The sequence below is a fragment of the Streptomyces sp. NPDC022910 genome, from assembly GCF_055561075.1.
In genome coordinates, this window is sequence record NZ_JBVHHL010000078.1 from 1 (window position 1) to 14224 (window position 14224).

Below are 14224 nucleotides of genomic sequence, written 5' to 3' on the forward strand. Positions count from 1 at the left end.
ACGGAACTCGGCGTCGTACGGCGGCTTCTTCTTGGACCCCATGAATCCCAACTTCCCCTGCAATCACGGGCTCCACGCTACGAGGGGATGGTCAGACGTGACCTACCGCATCGGTGACTCCGGCGTGAAGGCGGTCTGGCATGGCCGTTTCTCAACAAGCGGATCTGGCTCCAGGGGTGACGCGGCAGCCCGGCCGGGCCATGCCACGTCGACCGGCCGGGCGTTCCTTCGACCAGGATCAGTGCACCTGGTCGAGTGCCTGCTCGAAGGCGGTCGCGTGCTTGGCCTCGTCGGCGGCGGTGTCGCGGAAGTAGCTGGCGACGGCGGTGTCGCCGACAGCGGTGGCTCGCTTGGCGAACCCTGGGTACAGGATGGTCGCTTCGTTGTGCTCCCCAGCGATGACCCTGCTCAGGTTGTCCTTCGTCGCGCTGACCAGGCCGGCCAGGACCGCTTCGCCGGCGAAGTGCTCGTGCAGTTCGACCCCCGCGGTCCCTTCGAGCAGACGGGCCAGCGCAGGATTGCCGGTCTGCTGGGCGCGGGCGGCAAAGAGCATGTACTTGGCGTGCGCGAGCGCCTCACCGTGCATGGCGGTGTCGAGGTTGGCCCGGGTACCGCCACCACTGGTGACGATCCACCCCGTTACCACCGCCTATCAGAGTGGAAGGGCCTCATCAACCATGGTCTTCAGGTCTGCCGGCAGATCAGGTGAGTCCCGCCAGTTCTGGGCGATCAGCAAGAGCGCGACCCATGCGTCACGCGCCTCAGCGTTCGACTGCCCGGAAAAAACCGCGTCCAGCACTCGCCTGGCAAGACCGTCGACAACCTCATACAGGGCATTCGAGACCTTGCTCACGTCATCCAGAGGCGAGCCCGCAGCATGAGACGGTGCACCGTCGAGCCTGATGGTGACTGAGGCGGCCGAGTATGTCCTTCCATGGAGGAAGCCACGAAGGCTGCCAACTTGATGACGAGACGGCAGAAGCGGCTGATCAGGACTCTGAGACACACCGTCACCCTATTTGAAGCGGGACCGTCGCTAACGTCCCTCACACAGCAGCGAAGCCCTGAGCTGCAACTAGGCCACATAGACCCGAGATAACGGTCGTCGTTATCGCCTACATCGAGGTCTAATTCAGACCATCGGCTGGCGCCCTGGCCTGCCGGTCACTGCCCGCCAGACCCGGCTACCCCGCACCATTCGGTCAGTGCTTGGCGGGCGGCGTCGATGCGACGTTCAGGCGACTCGTCCGAGATGGCCCACGCGATATAGGCGTCTGGTCTGACCAGAACGCTTTTCTTGGTGGCCCCCGTGGGTGACACGATCTCGACCTCGCCGGCCCACCCCTCCCTGTCAGTCTGTGGTGAGACACCGACAGCGCAGGCGACCGCCAACAGGCCCATGCTCCTCCAGCGCAACAGGAAGCCTCCACTTGTTATGTCGGGGCTGTCTGACCATGCTGATGCGCTGATGCGGTAGTGGGGCGGCAGCCGCGCCGTGCGCCAGACGGACGTAGAACCATCGGGCTACGGATCGCGGTCACGGGCTCACTCGGCCGGTATCCGTCGGACATGACGGACGCAGCGGCCCGCTTCGGTGGGTGGCCGGCGGGGACCCCTCCGCAGTGATGCCGGAGTTGGTGCGGGCATCGGCGCTTCGGCCGTCGCCCGACGGGTGGCGCGGTCAGTGAGTACATGCAGCGGATATGCCTGCGCGAATGCCGTGATTCATCTGTATGCGGGGCTATCGGCTCGAACAGCCGGAGTGATGGCCGGTGGTTACGAACCCAGTGGTTACGAACCCATCGGCGGTCGAAACCAGACCCGCCTCATGTCCCTCACCAGGGGCGCGGGCTCTGCCGGCGCCGCCCAGCAGCCCGGCCCACCCCATCTGACCTGCGAGGCAGCCCCCGACCGGATTGATCCGGGCGGGGTGCTCAGTCGTTTCGCCACCCGCACGGAGGAGTCGGGGGGCTTGCGGATCAGACACAGTCCGTCCCGCTGGGCCCGACTGCCGCGGATGTCCGGGGCGTGGCGCCTCACCCTGCCGTCAGCTCCGTGAGCGGCAGGGTGTGCTGGGTGTGGACCACCTTGGCGCGGAGATAGCGGACGTTCTGCGCCGTGGTGAAGACGCCCGTGGGGACGCGGTGCGTGACCGCGAGGCCCAGGGCGCGGAGCTGGGCCGCCTTGTCCGGGTTGTTGGAGAGCAGGTCCAGGGCGTCGATGCCGAGGGCGCGGAGCATCTGCGCGGCGGCCGTGTAGTCGCGGGCGTCCTCCGGCAGACCGAGCGCGGCGTTCGCCTCGTAGGTGTCCAGGCCCTGGTCCTGGAGGGCGTACGCGTCGAGCTTGTTGTAGAGGCCGATGCCGCGGCCCTCCTGGCGGAGGTAGAGCAGGACACCGCCCCGGTCGGCGATGCGCTCCACCGCCTCGCGCAGCTGGGGGCCGCAGTCGCAGCGCGCCGAGCCGAAGACGTCGCCGGTCAGGCATTCGGAGTGCAGCCGCACCAGCGGGGGGCGGTCGGCGGAGGGCTCGCCGAGGACCAAGGCCACGTGCTCCTGGCCGTCGGCGAGGCCGTGGAAGGTGACGAGGTCGGCGGTGACCGTGTAGCCGTCGCCGAAGCGGAGCGGAACCGTCACGCGGGTGCGGACCGTGGCGGTGGGGAGGTCGGTCGGGTTGCTGCTGTCGCTGGATGCGGTGGCGTCGCGTGGGTCGCGCATGTCTGTCGTCCTTCTCCGGGCCGGCGGGTTGCGGGCGGGTGCGGAGGTGCGCCCCATGCTTCAGATTTGAAGCACAACCTCGGTCGGAGACTCTAACCGTGCTTTAAACTTCAAGCAACGTCTTTTCGGGTGCGCGGCCTTTTGGGCTTACGCCGTGGACGAACGCCGGCGCCACGGCACTCCGCCGCACGAGGACCGCTCCTCGTCCCCCTGGAGCGCCTCCGTGATCCGGTTGCAGATGGCCTCCAGCTGGGCCACCTGCTCGGGTGTGAGGTGGTCGAAGACGGATGCCCGCACTGTCTCGACGTGGCCCGGCGCCGTACGCTCCAGGAGTGCCATGCCCGCGTCCGTCAGGATCGCCATGCTGCCGCGCTTGTCGGTCGGGCAACCCTCCCGGCGGACCGTGCCGTCCTTCTCCAGACGGGTGACGACATACGTCAGCCGACTGCGCGTGATCTTCAGCGTCTCGGCGAGGTCGGTCATCCGCATCTGATGGCCGGGGGCGTCGGAGAGGTTGGCCAGGACCGAGTAGTACAGGTGCGGCATACCGGCCTCCTGCTGGAGCTGCCGGTCGACCGTGTCCTCCAGGAGCCACGACGCGGCGAGGTACGAGCGCCAGGCGCGCAGCTCCTCGGGGGTGAGCCAGCGGGTCGTCATGCTGCCAGTGTAGTTATTGTTCAAAAGTTGAACCATGCGTCCCTCTCCCAGCCCGACCGGATCCGGACCCAGTGGATCCCGACCCCTGGAGCGCACCCGATGGCCCACCCCTACGTCCTGTTGTCCGCCGCCGTCTCCCTCGACGGCTTCCTGGACGACACCGGACCCGAGCGGCTCCTGCTGTCAGGACCGGAGGACTTCGACCGGGTCGACGAGGTGCGTGCGCGTAGCGACGCGATACTCGTCGGCGCGGGCACGCTGCGCACCGACAACCCGCGGCTGCTGGTCTACTCGGCCGAGCGCCGCGCGGTCCGGCTCGCCGCCGGACTGCCGGAATACCCCCTGAAGGTCACGGTCAGCGCGTCCGGCGACCTCGACCCGGATGCCCTCTTCTGGCACACGGGCGGCGCGAAGACGGTGTACACGACGGACAAGGCCGCCGAGCGGCTCCGCGAGCTGCTGCCCGCGGAGGTGGAGGTGGTCGCGCTCGGTCCCGACGTGGAGTGGCGGGCGGTCCTCGCTCACCTGGGTGACGTAAGGGGAGTACGGCGGCTGATGGTCGAGGGCGGCGGGCGGGTGCACACGCAGTTGCTGCGGCAGGGGCTCGCGGACGAGTTGCAGCTCGTCGTCGCGCCGCTGTTCGTGGGGCAGGCGGACGCGCCGCGGATGTTCGGGCCGGGGTCGTACCCGCCCGGGCGGATGAGGCTGATGGAGACCCGGCCGGTCGGGGACGTCGTGCTGCTGCGGTACGCGCCCACGGCGCCCGGCACCGGGCCGCTCGCCTCCGCCGCGGACCGGCGGTGGCTGGAGACGGCCTGCGAGCTCGCGGCGCGGTGCCCGCCCTCCGGGACGGCCTTCAGCGTGGGGGCGGTGATCGTCGCGGCCGACGGCACGGAGCTGGCGCGCGGGCACTCCCGCGAGGGCGGCGATCCCGTGGTCCACGCGGAGGAGGCGGCCCTGGCAAAGCTGGACCCGGCGGATCCGCGGCTGGCCGGCGCCACGGTGTACAGCAGCCTGGAACCGTGCGCCCGCCGCTCATCCCGGGCCGCGCCGTGCGCCCGGCTGATCCTGGAGGCCGGGGTGCGACGGGTGGTCACGGCCTGGCGTGAACCGGACACGTTCGTGCAGTCGGCCGACGGGAACGCGGTGTTGGCGGCGGCCGGCGTGGACGTGGTGCTCCTGCCGGAGTACGAGGAGCGGGCAAAGGCGCCGAACGCCCATCTGCTTCCACCGGCCACCCGCCCCTGACGGGTGCCAGGACTCCGCGGGCGGCCGGAAACGGCTGGTGCGGTCGGCCGGAAACGGCTGGTGAGGGGCCGTGGGCGTAAACCTGTGTGCTGGGTGTCGCGCGCATGGCGTACACTGGAATCACCGACGCGGGGTGGAGCAGCTCGGTAGCTCGCTGGGCTCATAACCCAGAGGTCGCAGGTTCAAATCCTGTCCCCGCTACTGATGGCCGAGGGCCGGAGTCCGGAAGGGCTCCGGCCCTCGGCGTTTCCCCCGTCCTTCGCATCCACCGGTTCGTTCCCGGTCCGTACTCCGGCCGGCTCACAGCGGTCGCCCTCCGCCCCCCTTCCGGAAAGTCTGGACGGGTGGTGCAGCAAGCAGGCGCGCGGTGGTTCGAGGAGTCGCACGACGACCGGGACCGGCCCGGCGGTCGACTGTCAGGCGACCTCGCGCTCGCCGCCGGTGCCGGGAACCTCCCGCCGCCGGGTCGGGTCGAGCGCGAGGCCCGTCGTTACTTCTGCGCGCGGGCGTTCCTGTGCGCCCTGCCCGGGCTGCTCATCGGCGTTGGCGCCTGCTACGACTGCCTCACCCCGTCCGATGTCACGGCCGGGCCGCTCTTCACCGCCGCGCCGCTCGTCGCCGCGCCTCTCTACTCGCTGCGCGGCACCGTTCTCACGGGGGTGGCCGCGGTCGCCGTCGTCCTCACCGTCCACCTCTGGCTCGGGCTCGGTGGGCGGGCCGGCGCGGTCACCGAGACGGTCACCATCGTCACCGTCGCCGTCCTGGCCGTCCTCATCAACATGCTCGTACGGCGCAAGAACGAACGCCTCGCTTCCGCCCGCGAGATCGCCGAGGCCGCCCAGCGAGCCGTGCTGCCGGAGCCCGCGGCCCGGATCGGCGGGCTCGACGTCGCCGCCCGGTACGAGGCGGCGCAGGCCGGTGCGTTCATCGGCGGCGACCTGTACGCCGTGCAGGACTCCCCGCACGGCGTACGGCTCGTCGTCGGGGACGTGCGCGGAAAGGGGATGGGGGCCGTGGCCGCGGTCGCCGTCGTCATCGGCGCCTTCCGGGAGGCCGCCGAAAAGGAGTCGACTCCTGAGGCGGTTGCCCAGCGCCTGGAGCGGGCGCTGTCGCGCGAGGGCATCCGGCGTGACGGGCCCGAAGCGTTCGAAGGGTTCATCACCGCGGTCCTCGCGGAGATCCCGCACGGCGGCGGCGTCGTCCGCGTCGTCAACCGGGGCCACCCCGCACCCCTGCTTCTGCTGCCGGACGGCACCCTGCGCGCGCTGGAGACCCGCGAGACCGCGCTGCCGCTCGGCATGGGCGACCTGGCGGCCTGGCCCGACCGTATGGAGGAGTGGGACTTCCCGCCCGGGGCGACGCTGCTCCTCTACACGGACGGCGTCTCGGAGGCGCGGGACGCGCACGGGGAGTTCTACGACCCAGCCGTCCGTCTCGCCGGCCGTGTCTTCCCCGGCCCCGGTGCCCTGCTGGCCGCCGTCACCGAGGAGGTCGCCCGTCACACCGGCGGCCGTGCCACGGACGACATGGCCCTGCTGGCCGTACGGCGGCCCGAGCGTTCCTGAGCGTTGTCACGGCGGGTGATCGAGCGACCCCCCTGCGCATAACATCTGACACGCCGTCAATACGCGTGTGGCTCATGAGGAGTGGTCAACTCGCCCGTTTTCTCCCGTTCATGGCATGAAAGTCCTGGTCAAGAGCATCAAGGATCTGTCCGAACAGCTTGGAATCCTGGCCCTGGGTCTATTAACGTTCGATAACGCAGCGCGGTCGTCCCAGCCGTCACAAGAGGCGGCTCCGTGCGCATGTGCCGAATCCCGCAAGGGAGCCGGGGAACCACCACCTTGGGGTGAATCGGGCGGGTGCCGTCGTGGAAGCACGGCCGGTATACGCGCGTAGGAGACCTTCCTCTCCGAACCCGTCAGCTAACCCGGTAGGCGAGACGGAAGGAAAGGAGTGCGCCCACGTGGCGTCCAACCCGCCTGCCCAGGGCACCGCGTTCGCTCCGAACGCGACTCAGACGTTCGGTTTCGAACCCCGCAGCGACGAGGGCCCCTGGGAGGAGTGGAACCCCACCGAGGAATCCCTCCCTCCCGTCCGCGGCCGCCACCGCGTCGCCAAGCAGCGCGGGGGAGGACTCGCGCGCAGCTCCACCGTCCTGGGCGTCGGTGTGATGGCCGCCGTCGGTGCGGGCGGCATGGCCACCGCTCAGACCGGCAAGCCGCCGGTGTCCATATCTCTCCCGGATCTCTCCTCGGTCACCGACTCGGCCAAGGCGCTCATCGGTCAGGAGACCGCCACCCCCAAAGGGTCCGCCACCCCTCTGAGTACCGTCGGGGTGACCACCACCGACGCCGCTGCGGGTACCGAGGACGCGGGCGAGGCGCTGCGCGCCCGGATCATCCAGCAGGCCGCGTCCCAGCAGGACCGGGCCGCCGCCGCTGCCGCACAGGCCGCGGAGCAGGCCGCCGCGAAGAAGGCCGCCGCTGCCGCGAAGAAGGCGCAGGACGACGCCGCGGCCAAGGCCGCCGCCGCCAAGAAGAGGGCCGAGGAAGAGGCAAGGAAGAAGGCCGAGGCGGCGCGGCTGGCCGAACTCGCCAAGCAGTACACGCTGCCGACCTCCTCCTACACCCTGACCTCCCGCTTCGGTGACGCCGGCGCCATGTGGTCCTCCGGCTACCACACCGGCCTCGACTTCGCCGCGCCCACGGGCACGCTCATCAAGGCGATCCACAGCGGCACCATCACGGAGGCGGGCTGGGCCGGCTCGTACGGCTACCGCACGATCCTGACCCTCGACGACGGCACGGAGCTGTGGTTCTGCCACCAGTCGTCGATCAGCGTCAGCGTCGGGCAGAAGGTGTCCACGGGCGACGTCATCGGCCGCGTGGGCGCGACCGGGAACGTGACCGGGCCGCATCTGCACCTGGAGGTCCACCCGGGCGGCGGCGACGCGATCGACCCGATGGCGTGGCTGCAGAGCAAGGGCGTCACCCCCTGAGAGCCGTCCTCACCCGACCCCGGCAGTCCTGACGGCCCCCGACCTCAGGACTGCCTGTCGTGGTCTCTGAACCGGAGTACGCGGATCCGGTTTTTGCGGGAACTTTGCGGTGTCCCGGAAGACGCCGGTCCGACACGGGCGTTGACATTGAGCATGACTTCTCTTCGCAAGCTCGGCTCCTCCGACCTCGAGGTCTTCCCGCTGTCCCTCGGCGGCAACGTCTTCGGCTGGACCTCCGACGAGGCGCAGTCCTTCGCCGTGCTCGACGCCTACGCGGCGGCGGGCGGCAACTTCGTCGACACCGCGGATGCCTACTCGGCGTTCGCGCCGGGCAACAAGGGCGGCGAATCCGAGACCATCATCGGCAAATGGGTCAGGGCGCGCGGCAACCGTTCGGACGTCGTCATCGCCACCAAGGTCAGCCGGCACCCCGAGTACCTGGGCCTGACCGCCGCCAACATCAAGGCGGCGGCCGACGCGTCCCTGCGCCGCCTGGACACCGACTACATCGACCTCTACTACACGCACTTCGACATGCCGGAGGTGCCGGTGGAGGAGATCATCGGCGCGTTGGACGAGCTGGTGAACGCGGGCAAGGTGCGCGCCATCGGCGCCTCGAACATCTCCGCAGAGCGCCTCCAGGAGTCCCTCGACTTCTCCGACCGCGAGAACCTGGCGCGGTACGTGGCGCTGCAGCCGCACTACAACCTGGTCTCGCGCGACACGTACGAGGGCGCGCTGCAGGAGGTCGCCTCCCGGGCGGGCCTCGCGGCCGTTCCGTACTTCGCGCTCGCGGCCGGCTTCCTCACCGGCAAGTACCGGCCGGGTACGACGGTCGACTCGGCCCGGGCCGGGCGTGCCGGGGAGTACCTGAAGTCGGAGCGAGGAGTGCGCGTCCTGACGGCCCTGGACGAGATCGCGCAGGAGCGGGGCGCGGAGATCGCCACGGTGGCCCTGGCATGGCTCGCGGGCCGGCCGACGGTGGCGGCCCCGATCGCCTCCGCCCGCACGGTGGAACAACTGCCGGCACTGCTGGCGGTGGGCGAGCTGACGCTGACGGACGAGGAGACGACGAAGCTGACGACGGCGTCGGCGTGAGGAGGCGGCGCAACGCCGGGGCGACCTTGGATGCCTGACGTCGCGCCGACTTCTCGGCGGTGGCGCCGGCGGTGGCGCGTGGGCGCCTGGCGGCGGTCTTTCGACGCGTGACGCCGACGGCGCCCTTCCTCCGCTGTGGTGATCGGCAACGACGGGGAAGTCCGGGTGCCGGACCCTCCGCGGCCGCTACGAGTGATACGGGTTGTGCGACGGATACGGCGCCGCCGGGCCGTACGGCGGTGACCAGTACGCCGGGGCATACCCGTACATCGGCCAGAGCGGTGGCGGAGCAACCGGGGTCAGGGCTCGCGCGGCGTACGCGAGGGCCGGCCGTGCCACCGCCCGTCGCGCCCACAGCTCGGCGAGCAGTTCCCGCTCCCGTACGACGAAATCGGGCCCCGCCCGGCCCCGACGCCCCCGGTGGCGCAGGAACGCCAGCGACGTCGCGTACGCCTCGTACTCGGCGACCGAGCGTGCGGCCGCCTTCCCGAAGTGGTGTCCCGCGTACTCCCGGGCCAGCCGCCGGGCCCGCATCGAGCCGAGCACGTACGGCTCCGCCGGGCCCAGCCACCCGGCGAGCGCGTACGCCGGAAGTTCCTCCCGCACCGTGCGCAGCTCCCGCTGCCGCGTCCAGATCACCAGCCAGGTCAGCAGTCCGAACGCGGGCACCATGAACGACGCGTAGACCGCGAAGAACCCGTACTCGCCGAACGACGACGACCCGTTCCACATGGCGTGCATGCCCATCGCGAGCAGCAGCCCGCACAGCGGCATGAGCACACGGCGCGTGCGCTGGCGCTCCGCCGACAGCGCGGCGCTTCCGAAGCCGATGCCGGTGAGCACGGTGAACAGCGGGTGCGCGAAGGGGGACATCACCACGCGCACGAAGAAGGTCGCGGCCGTCACGGACGCCAGCCCGCGCTCCCCGCTCAGCTGGTCCGTGCCGAAGGCCGTTCCCAGGTAGAGGATGTTCTCGGTGAAGGCGAAGCCCGTCGCGGTGACCCCGGCTATCACGACTCCGTCGACGATCCCGGTGAAGTCCCGTCTGCGGAAGAGGAAGACCAGCAGCACGGCCGCCGCCTTCGCGGACTCCTCGACCACGGGTGCTATGACGGTCGCGCCGAGTGTGTCGGCGTTGTTCGGATCGGCGGTCGCCGTCGCGATCCATCTGGTCGCGAAGCTGTTCGCAACGATCGCTATGAGCGCGGCCGCGCACGCGCCCCAGGCGAAGGCGAACAGCAGGTTGCGCCAGGGGCCCGGCTCGACCCGGTCCAGCCAGCGGAACGCGGCCATGAGCAGCGGCACGGGCAGCACCGCGAGGCCCAGCCCCACCAGGAAACCCTCGGTGCCGGTCTGCTGCCGGACGAGGGCGAGGATGACGAGCCCGGAGAGCGTGAGCAGGGTGATCAGCGCTCCGTAGCGCACCCACCGCTTCTGCCACCAGTGCACGTGCCCGAGCGTGCCTCCACCGGAGCTGCCGCCCGGGTGCGAAGGGTACGGGGGGAAGGTGGCCACGGCATCGACCCTAGTGACGGAGGGGCGCCGCCCGCGACGGTGCCTGGTGGGGGCCCGCGACGCTCAGCCGCCGGCGGAGGGCTGGTCCAGGAGCGGTACGCGCCGGAACAGCAGGTCGTTCACGACATGACCCTTGTCCAGTCCCTGGCCCTCGAAACGGGTCAGCGGCCGGAAGTCGGGACGTGGCGCGTAACCGCCGTGGGGCTGTGTGTTCACGAACGCCGGATGCGCGGTGAGCACCTCGAGCATCTGCTCGGCGTAGGGCTCCCAGTCCGTCGCACAGTGCACCAGCGCGCCCGGCTTGAGGCGGGTGGCGGCGAGTGTGAGGAACTCGGGCTGGACAAGCCGCCGCTTGTGATGGCGCTTCTTGGGCCAGGGGTCGGGGAAGTAGACGCGCAGTCCGTCGAGGGAGTCCGGGGCGAGCATCTCGCGGAGCAGGATGATCGCGTCGCCGTTCCCGACCCGGACGTTGGTCAGACCGCCCCGGTCGGCGAGGCCCAGCAGGTTGCCCTGGCCGGGGGTGTGCACGTCGACGGCGAGGATGTTGGTGCCGGGGTCTTCCGCCGCCATACGCGCGGTGGCCTCGCCCATACCGAACCCGATCTCGAGCACGACGGGGTTCGTGTTCCCGAACAGCTCGGTGAGATCGACGATCCGCTGCCCGTCGATGTCCAGCCCCCACTCGGGCCACAGCCGCTGCAGGGCATCCGCCTGCCCGGCCGTCACCCGGCTGCGCCGCGGCTGGAAACTCCGGATCCGCCGCTCGAAGTGCGACCCGGCGGGATCGGCCTTCGGCCCGTCGGGAAACCGGGGCTCAGCCTTGGCCCGGGTGTGCCGGACGGACCCGGCGGGGGCACGGCCGTCCGGACCGCCGGGTACGACCTGGTGATCTTCGGGAGCGAAGTTGAGGGACTCAGACACAGTGAAACCAATTTTAGGGCCTGTACAACGGCGGACAGTCGGGCCGCAGGAGATGCTCCGCAGCCGCAGCCGCAGCCGCAGCCGCAGCCGCAGCCGCAGCCGCAGCCGCAGCCGCAGCCCTAGCACAGGCACCGAGCGACAGCTCAGCCCCGGCCGAGCACCGCCAGCACCCGACGCGCCACCTCCCGCCCGATCGGCAGTGAAGCGGTGGCCGCAGGCGACGGCGCGTTCAGCACATGCACCGCCCGCGCCCCCTCCCGGATCAGGAAGTCGTCCACCAGCGTCCCGTCCCGCAGCACGGCCTGCGCCCGCACCCCCGCGGGAGCCCGCACGAGGTCGTCCGCCCCGACCTCCGGCAACAGCCTGCGCACCGCGTCCGTGAACGCCGCCTTCGACACCGATCGCCGCAGCTCTCCCGCCCCGTACCGCCAGTGCCGCCGTGCTATCCGCCACGCACCCGGCCAGGCCACCGTCGCGCCCAGCTCCCGAGGTCGTACGACCCCCCAGCCGTACCCTTCGCGCGCCAGCGCCGGCACCGCGTTCGGCCCGATGTGCACCTCTCCGTCGATCCCCCGGGTCAGATGCACCCCGAGGAACGGAAACGCCGGGTCCGGCACCGGATACACCAGTCCGTGCACCAGCTCGGGCCGCCTCAGCACGTAGTACTCGCCCCGGAACGGCACGATCCGCATCCCCGGGTCGTCACCGGTCAGCCGGGCCACCTCGTCGCAGTGCAGCCCGGCGCAGTTGACCAGCACACGTGCGCGCAGGACCGTTCCGTCGCCGGTGCGTACGGCGACGCCCAGCGACGGTCGCCGGTCGATCCGCACCACCTCGGCGCCGTACCGGATCTCCGCCCCGGAGGCCTCGCCCAGTTGCCGGGCGACCGCCACGAAGTCGCAGATCCCGGTGGTGCCCACGTGGATGGCCGCCAGTCCCCGCACCTCCGGCTCGTACTCCACGATCTGGGCCGGGCCCAGCTCCCGTACCGGAATGCCGTTCTCCCGGCCGCGCTGGACGAGCGCGTGCAGACGCGGCAGCTCCTCCCGCTCGGTCGCGACGATCAGCTTGCCGGTCACGGCGTGCGCGATGCCGTACTCGGCGCAGAACTTGACCATCTCGGTGGCGCCCCGCACCGCGTACCGCGCCTTGAGGGAGTCCGGGCGGTAGTAGATCCCGCTGTGGATGACCCCGCTGTTGCGTCCCGTCTGGTGGCGGGCCGGGCCCGGCTCCTTCTCCAGGACCGTCACCCGCGTGCCCGGAGCGGCACGCGTGATCGCATACGCCGTCGACAGGCCGACGATTCCGCCACCTATCACCAGCACGTCGCAGTCGTAGGCGATCTCACGCACCTGCTTCACCTCCCGGTTCCGATAGTGCACTGCGCCGCTGACAATGCCCTCAAACCCGGGAGGCGTCCGACCGCCTGTACCCCCGGTCGGCTCAGGCCGGCGCCATCAGCAGCGGCCGTGCCCGCTCGCGCAGCTCCGCCACGCGCGGTTCGTCGCCGTACGGCTCCAGTCGGTGCAGGAGGTCCCTCACGTACTCGGTGGTGCGCGCCGACGATATGCGTCCGGCGACCTCCACCGCCCGCACCCCCTGCTCGCACGCCGCGTCCAGGTTGCCGGACTCCAGCTCGGCGACCGCCGACACGACCAGGCGAAGTCCATGGGACCGCACGTACTCCTCCGTCGGCCGGGAGAGGGCCTGCTCGGTGAAGCGGCGGACCTGGCGGGGCGCCCTGAGGTCGCGGTAGCACTCGGCGGCGTCGGCCGCGAACCGGTCGTAGGAGTAGAAGCCGAGCCAGGACGGGTCGTTGTCGCCGTCGCGGGCCCGCTCCAGCCAGCCCTCGGCGGCCTTCAGGGCCGCCCCGGCCGCCTGGGCGTCACCTGCGCGCGCGTGCGCGCGGGCCTCGACGAGACGGAAGAAGCTCATGGTGCGGGCCGTGGCCAGACCGCGGTTGCGCTCCAGGGCGGCCTGGGCGAGGTCGACACCCTCGTCGCCGAAGCCGCGGTAGGTCGCCTGGAGCGACATGGAGGCGAGGACATAGCCCCCGAGGGGTACGTCGGCGGCCGCACGCGCCAGGCGCAGCGCCTGGATGTAGTAGCGCTGGGCGGCCTCCTGCTGTCCCGTGTCGAAGGCCATCCAGCCGGCCAGGCGCGTCAGTTCGGCACTGGCCCCGAACAGCGCCCGGCCCACTTCGTCCGAGTACGAACCGAGCAGCAGCGGCGCCGCCTCCACGCGTAAGCACTCGGGCACCATCGACGAACGCCAGTCGCCGCCCCCGTACTTGGAGTCCCAGCGCCGGGCGTCCTCCGCGGCCTCACGGAGCTTCTGGACATCGCTGTGGCCGACCTTCAGCGGCGCTCCGGCCCCGTCGCCGGGGGCGGGGTCGCGCGCCACCGAGCTGTCGGCCGGCGTGATCAGCCAGCGGGAAGCAGGGGTCGCATAGGCGCTCACCGCGAACGATCCGGCCAGCGACTGCCAGATGCCGCCGCCGGTCCTGCGCCCGGCGAGGTCGAGGCGGTACAGCTCCGTCGCCGACTTCACCGCCTGTCCTACGTCCCGGGGGAAGGCGAGGCCCACTTCCGGTGCGGGATCCGCGTCCGCCAGACCGATCTCGTGGAGCGGTACGGGGCGGCCGAGCTTCTGGCCGATGGCCGCGGCGATGAGGTGGGGCGCGGCGCCCTGCGGCACCATGCCCTTCGACACCCAGCGCGCCACCGATGTCTTGTCGTAGCGAAGAGTCAACCCGCGCTGGGCGCCGAGGTCGTTGACGCGTCGGGCGAGTCCTGCGTTGCTGATTCCCGCGAGGGCGAGAACGGCGCCGAGTTTTTCGTTCGGCCCGCGTTGCTCCCTGGACATGCGCCACCCCTCGACACAGACGGCTGCCGCGGCGGTGGCATAACCGCGCGGCATTCGTAAACCCAGCGTAGTTCGCCGCATCCCATGCGTTAAGGGGCGTAAATCCGGATGGCGGGATTGTGGTCCGTAGCTCAGCACGGAGGGTTGCGGCGTGCTACCGGTGTGTGGCCGTGCGCCCGTCCGTGCGCTCTTCTGCAGCCGTCGG

General features: G+C 71.0%; 13 protein-coding genes, 1 tRNA gene and 1 riboswitch. Of the genes, 5 read left to right on the forward strand and 9 right to left on the reverse strand.

Annotated features, from left to right (window positions below; genetic code table 11):
- Positions 1-238: 238 nt before the first annotated feature.
- The 5 genes from ACZ3TS_RS38315 to ACZ3TS_RS38335 form a co-directional block, all read right to left on the reverse strand.
- Positions 239-646, reverse strand: a complete 408-nt coding sequence (locus ACZ3TS_RS38315) for a ferritin family protein (protein WP_467626726.1) — start codon at positions 644-646, stop codon at positions 239-241.
- Between the two features lie 6 nt (positions 647-652).
- Positions 653-853, reverse strand: coding sequence for a hypothetical protein (locus tag ACZ3TS_RS38320; RefSeq protein ID WP_364830433.1), 201 nt, complete (start codon positions 851-853; stop codon positions 653-655).
- A gap of 311 nt (positions 854-1164) precedes the next feature.
- Positions 1165-1401, reverse strand: a complete 237-nt coding sequence (locus ACZ3TS_RS38325; protein WP_467626729.1) for an aromatic-ring hydroxylase C-terminal domain-containing protein — start codon at positions 1399-1401, stop codon at positions 1165-1167.
- Between the two features lie 635 nt (positions 1402-2036).
- Positions 2037-2714: a GTP cyclohydrolase II gene (locus ACZ3TS_RS38330; RefSeq protein WP_467626731.1), complete on the reverse strand. Its 678-nt coding sequence runs from the start codon at positions 2712-2714 to the stop codon at positions 2037-2039.
- Positions 2715-2861: 147 nt separating this feature from the next.
- A complete protein-coding gene (locus ACZ3TS_RS38335; protein WP_467626733.1) occupies positions 2862-3371 on the reverse strand; it encodes a MarR family winged helix-turn-helix transcriptional regulator in 510 nt (169 codons plus the stop codon).
- Positions 3372-3470: 99 nt separating this feature from the next.
- On the opposite strand from ACZ3TS_RS38335, the gene ACZ3TS_RS38340 reads away from it, so the two are divergent.
- From ACZ3TS_RS38340 to ACZ3TS_RS38360, 5 genes are all read left to right on the forward strand, one after another.
- On the forward strand, positions 3471-4619 hold the full coding sequence (locus tag ACZ3TS_RS38340; protein WP_467626767.1) for a dihydrofolate reductase family protein: 1149 nt from the start codon (positions 3471-3473) through the stop codon (positions 4617-4619).
- Between the two features lie 127 nt (positions 4620-4746).
- A tRNA-Met gene (locus ACZ3TS_RS38345) sits at positions 4747-4820 on the forward strand.
- A gap of 143 nt (positions 4821-4963) precedes the next feature.
- Positions 4964-6184 carry a PP2C family protein-serine/threonine phosphatase gene (locus ACZ3TS_RS38350; protein WP_467626735.1) on the forward strand — a complete coding sequence of 407 codons (1221 nt, stop codon included), beginning with the start codon at positions 4964-4966 and terminating at the stop codon, positions 6182-6184.
- A gap of 233 nt (positions 6185-6417) precedes the next feature.
- Positions 6418-6574: riboswitch (cyclic di-AMP (ydaO/yuaA leader) on the forward strand.
- An 11-nt stretch (positions 6575-6585) separates the two neighbouring features.
- Positions 6586-7620, forward strand: coding sequence for a M23 family metallopeptidase (locus tag ACZ3TS_RS38355; RefSeq protein WP_467626737.1), 1035 nt, complete (start codon positions 6586-6588; stop codon positions 7618-7620).
- A 153-nt stretch (positions 7621-7773) separates the two neighbouring features.
- Positions 7774-8718: an aldo/keto reductase gene (locus tag ACZ3TS_RS38360; RefSeq protein WP_467626740.1), complete on the forward strand. Its 945-nt coding sequence runs from the start codon at positions 7774-7776 to the stop codon at positions 8716-8718.
- 186 nt (positions 8719-8904) lie between these two features.
- Here ACZ3TS_RS38360 and ACZ3TS_RS38365 read toward each other — a convergent pair whose 3' ends face one another.
- From ACZ3TS_RS38365 to ACZ3TS_RS38380, 4 genes are all read right to left on the reverse strand, one after another.
- Positions 8905-10233: a PrsW family intramembrane metalloprotease gene (locus ACZ3TS_RS38365; RefSeq protein WP_467626742.1), complete on the reverse strand. Its 1329-nt coding sequence runs from the start codon at positions 10231-10233 to the stop codon at positions 8905-8907.
- Between the two features lie 63 nt (positions 10234-10296).
- Positions 10297-11154, reverse strand: coding sequence for a tRNA (guanosine(46)-N7)-methyltransferase TrmB (gene trmB / locus ACZ3TS_RS38370; RefSeq protein ID WP_467626745.1), 858 nt, complete (start codon positions 11152-11154; stop codon positions 10297-10299).
- Positions 11155-11297: 143 nt separating this feature from the next.
- The gene (lhgO, locus tag ACZ3TS_RS38375; protein WP_467626747.1) at positions 11298-12515 is read right to left on the reverse strand and encodes an L-2-hydroxyglutarate oxidase; all 1218 of its coding nucleotides are present in this window, start codon (positions 12513-12515) and stop codon (positions 11298-11300) included.
- 82 nt (positions 12516-12597) lie between these two features.
- On the reverse strand, positions 12598-14019 hold the full coding sequence (locus ACZ3TS_RS38380; protein WP_467626749.1) for an MFS transporter: 1422 nt from the start codon (positions 14017-14019) through the stop codon (positions 12598-12600).
- Positions 14020-14224: the final 205 nt, after the last annotated feature.

Bases quoted from the DNA above. Each gene is read 5' to 3' on its own strand.
- ACZ3TS_RS38325 (WP_467626729.1), bottom strand. From the start codon at position 1,401: ATGGGCCTGTTGGCGGTCGCCTGCGCTGTCGGTGTCTCACCACAGACT.
- ACZ3TS_RS38330 (WP_467626731.1), bottom strand. From the start codon at position 2,714: ATGCGCGACCCACGCGACGCCACCGCATCCAGCGACAGCAGCAACCCG.
- ACZ3TS_RS38335 (WP_467626733.1), bottom strand. From the start codon at position 3,371: ATGACGACCCGCTGGCTCACCCCCGAGGAGCTGCGCGCCTGGCGCTCG.
- ACZ3TS_RS38340 (WP_467626767.1), top strand. From the start codon at position 3,471: ATGGCCCACCCCTACGTCCTGTTGTCCGCCGCCGTCTCCCTCGACGGC.
- ACZ3TS_RS38360 (WP_467626740.1), top strand. From the start codon at position 7,774: ATGACTTCTCTTCGCAAGCTCGGCTCCTCCGACCTCGAGGTCTTCCCG.
- ACZ3TS_RS38380 (WP_467626749.1), bottom strand. From the start codon at position 14,019: ATGTCCAGGGAGCAACGCGGGCCGAACGAAAAACTCGGCGCCGTTCTC.